Source organism: Streptococcus sp. GMD3S, from assembly GCF_000298695.2.
Lineage (GTDB): Bacteria > Bacillota > Bacilli > Lactobacillales > Streptococcaceae > Streptococcus.
In genome coordinates this window covers 1-3,055 of record NZ_AJRC02000058.1, presented here as the reverse complement: position 1 = coordinate 3,055, position 3,055 = coordinate 1, and the positions used below count along the sequence as shown (strand labels likewise).

At 39.1% G+C, this 3,055-nt stretch carries 4 protein-coding genes; all 4 read right to left on the bottom strand.

Features of this window, described 5'->3' with window-relative positions:
• A partial coding sequence (locus GMD3S_RS0210065) for a TetR/AcrR family transcriptional regulator (protein WP_025173012.1) occupies window positions 1-325 on the bottom strand: 325 nt, incomplete at its 3' end.
• Window positions 326-341: 16 nt separating this feature from the next.
• Window positions 342-1,346, bottom strand: coding sequence for an NADP-dependent oxidoreductase (locus GMD3S_RS0210060; RefSeq protein WP_000261421.1), 1,005 nt, complete (start codon window positions 1,344-1,346; stop codon window positions 342-344).
• A gap of 212 nt (window positions 1,347-1,558) precedes the next feature.
• Complete coding sequence (locus GMD3S_RS0210055) at window positions 1,559-1,927, bottom strand: EXLDI protein (RefSeq protein WP_009013639.1); 369 nt, start codon at window positions 1,925-1,927, stop codon at window positions 1,559-1,561.
• A gap of 62 nt (window positions 1,928-1,989) precedes the next feature.
• Window positions 1,990-2,892 (bottom strand): DUF2268 domain-containing protein, encoded by a 903-nt coding sequence (locus tag GMD3S_RS0210050; protein WP_001166696.1) that lies wholly within the window; start codon window positions 2,890-2,892, stop codon window positions 1,990-1,992.
• Window positions 2,893-3,055 lie beyond the last annotated feature (163 nt).

The window sequence follows — 3,055 nt, the reverse complement described above, 5'->3', positions numbered from 1 at the left end:
TATCTCGAACAATGCTTCTCAAAAACACTGGAAAACTCTCTTGGCTTGCTGTAAATTTCTTCTCAGAAAAATCAGCAATTACATCTGGAATAACCTGTTCGAGAAAAGTTGACAGAATAGCCTCTAAGATGCCTTCCTTGGTCTTAAAGTAACTAAAAACGGTCCCTTCTGAAACTCCAGCCTCCTTAGCAATAAGGCTGGCTGTTGTATTTTCAAAGCCAATTTCTGAAAATAGCTTTAGACTTGATAATAATACTTGACGTTGTTTTAAACTCAAGTTGCTATTTTCTAATGTCTGAGCATACTTTTGTTCTAAACTTTCCATTGCTGGCACCTCTCTGCTACTCTCTTACTTTTATAACCTTCTTACCTCGAGTGTGTCCCGACTTCAGACTACGATATGCCTCTCTAACAGACTTTAGAGAAAAATCATAAACCTGATCAATATTCAGCCGAACCTTCCCATCTGAGACCATTTCCGCTAGAACTCTAAAATCATCATATGTGGAATGTCTCGGACCCGTGAACTGAGCACCTCTTATCATAACATATGGTGAAGGTACTAACGTTCCAATAGCAGTGCCCTTCAATCCCAAACTGAAAGCCAATTTAACATAATCACTTCCATAGCAATCCAAGAACTTTGTAATCGGCGTTGGACTTGCTGATAGAAGAGCATTCTGGATGTTTCCTTCGTAAGCTACTGGTATGGCACCTAAGGACTTTAGATAATCTGAATTTTTCTTACTTGCAATTCCAATAACTGTCGCACCTTTAGCAACTGCATACTGTACTGCGATACTTCCAATACCACCTGCTGCTGCTGAAATAACTACAACATCTTTAGAGTTTAGATCAATCTTTCTAAAAGCACCTCCCACTGTTAGAGAGGCTACACCCATAGTAGCTGCATGGTTCATATCAATCATCTCTGGTTTCAACACAATTTCTGATTCATTGACACAAACTTCTGTTGCCAAAGCTCCCCTCTTGGTACCCAATCCAGGGTCACTGATCATTGTTCCAAAAACCTTATCCCCTACTGCAAACCGATTTACTCCTTCACCAACTTCTGTGATAACTCCAGCAAAATCCCGACCAACACCTCTTGGAAAAAGAGATGATTTTGACTCAAACCAACGACTTGGCTTCCTGAGTTTTGTCATAAAAGATAGAAATCGGAGTGGCTTTGCACCTTCAAAAGTCTTATAATCAATAGGATTTAAACCAACTGCATGAACTTCTACCCTCACTTGATTCAGTTTCAAAGAATCAGATTTAATGTTCACTAAATCTAACACTTCTTCATCACCGAAACGACTATATTGTATTGCTTGAACAACCATTGTATGAACTCCTTTACACATCTACAAAATTGAGTGAGCACTCAATCATTTTTTTGATTATACACTTATTCTTCATAGATTTCAACTATACTGTTTCTACAATTTCTAACTAAGTTAGCTGTTCATGATAAAAATAGATCTATTTTCCCTTATGAAAAATTATCAAACTATAAATTAGAGAAATCCGACTGCTTATGAAAGCAGTCGGATTTTTATATATCTAATTTTTCAAAAAATTTGCCTGCTGACCGCTTTTCTTTTAGCTTCTCCAGCAGCTCATCCTCTATAAAAGGAGTCAGGTCGTCAAAATCTTGGCAAACCTTAAAAACCGTCTCTCTGTCCAACTGGCCATAAGCTAGCTCATAATAGTCCTTATTATGATGCCAGTTCTGGTCATAGTTGATATCTTTCCGTTGATAGTAAACAATGTTTTGCTTCGGTGTCAGGTAAAGCTTCTGTGTTAGAATACTTTTCTGATCTTTGGACAACTTGCTACGACTGAAAATCTTAACACCTTGAAAGATCTTGCGCTCATGGATACCTTGATTTGTAACTTTTAATTCAACTCTTTTATAGTGCATATAGTCACCTCCAAAAATTACTTTCATTATATCAGACTCTGGCAGATTTTCAAGCAAAAGTGTCATTTCCAAAAATCTTTAGTCGCCTCTAAAATCTGTTCCGTTGGTGTCACAGTTGCTTCAATAATAGTTTTGCCAGTCATTTTCAGATAGGCTTGTATCAGATGATAGCCATAAGCATAGCCCGCAGCATAAGGCATTCCAACTGGTATCTGACCCTGTATCTTAGCTATTTCATCACCGTAGAGATATGGTGCCATTTCCGCCATCCCCGTTAGCTGAAGCTGACTTGAGATGATGGGCTTAATCTCTTCTAACTGCTCTGGACTGGTTGAAGTAACCCAAGGCCCAATGAGATCTTTGCCATAGAGCTCAGCAGCAAAAAACTCTGCCAATCCTTCACTGACTACCCAGTCTGCTAGTGTCGTCTGCTGGTTCCATTTGACAAATTGAAAGCGGACATTGTGATTGCACTCATGGGCTAACGCCGCCTGCACACGGGGTAAAGTATAGTCATTTGGTAGCAGACTAAGCATGAGGTAGCCTGGAATTCCACCATCTCCACTATAACCCTTATTGAGCTGTAACATGGGCTTTTCAGGGTTGCCCAATAAAATAGTAAAATGGTAATCCTCAACCTCTAAGTCATAGCCAGCCTGCTCAAAAAGACCAATACTCCTCTTGATGGTATTCTGGCAGTCTTGCCAGAGTTGATCAGAGCTCAGAGCGTCGATAGCTGGTCTATCCTTCTCTGACAGAGTTCCGGGTAGCTGATTCATAAAACCAAGTAGGAACAAAGCATCAAATCCTCCGGGATACTTGGCTTTCAGAGGAATATGTTGAGTTTGGTATTTCGTAGCAAAAGGTGCTAATATTTTAGCTCGAAAACAGCCCTCTCTCTTTTCCAAAGGAAGCTCGAGCATCTCTTGGTAAACTTCATCTGAACGAATCATATTGATTTGCATAGTAATCTCCTTTCTTATCTATTATTAGTATAATCCCTTACCTAAGGTCAGAGTCAAGAAGAAAATTGAATTTCTATCAAGATTCTAGTAACTGTTAGAAAAAGCACCCTAGAACTTTCGTATCAGACTATAATTTAGAGGTAGATTTACCATTCTAAACAGA

Coding starts and splice junctions, on each gene's coding strand:
- GMD3S_RS0210050 (WP_001166696.1), bottom strand. CDS start 2,892: ATGCAAATCAATATGATTCGTTCAGATGAAGTTTACCAAGAGATGCTC.
- GMD3S_RS0210060 (WP_000261421.1), bottom strand. CDS start 1,346: ATGGTTGTTCAAGCAATACAATATAGTCGTTTCGGTGATGAAGAAGTG.
- GMD3S_RS0210055 (WP_009013639.1), bottom strand. CDS start 1,927: ATGCACTATAAAAGAGTTGAATTAAAAGTTACAAATCAAGGTATCCAT.